The following is a 235-nucleotide window of genomic DNA, read 5'->3' as shown; positions in this document are numbered from 1 at the left end:
GCAACATCACCGGCAACGTCGCCCTGTTCATGCTGGCTGAGGCCGGCCTCGACGAAGCGACGCTCAGCGCCAATGGCGGCAGCTTCGTGCGCGCCGGCGCCAACGAGCAGGGCGAACTGATGAAGGACGGCCGCATCGATATGGCGACCAACGGCATCTTCATCGGCCACTCCTCGTTCCGGGCCATCGACGAGAACGTCGACGTCGTGCTCCTGAAGATCCCCGAAAGCGTCAT

General features: G+C 64.3%; 1 protein-coding gene. It reads left to right on the top strand.

What is annotated here, in order from left to right; translation table 11 throughout:
- Positions 1-235 (top strand): TAXI family TRAP transporter solute-binding subunit (locus tag CH341_RS35095; RefSeq protein ID WP_425376242.1); only part of this gene is annotated, 235 nt, incomplete at both ends.

The sequence above is a fragment of the Rhodoplanes roseus genome (assembly GCF_003258865.1).
GTDB classification, from domain to species: domain Bacteria; phylum Pseudomonadota; class Alphaproteobacteria; order Rhizobiales; family Xanthobacteraceae; genus Rhodoplanes; species Rhodoplanes roseus.
The sequence above is the reverse complement of the archived record's forward strand: the minus strand, read 5'-3'. Positions and strand labels throughout refer to the sequence as shown.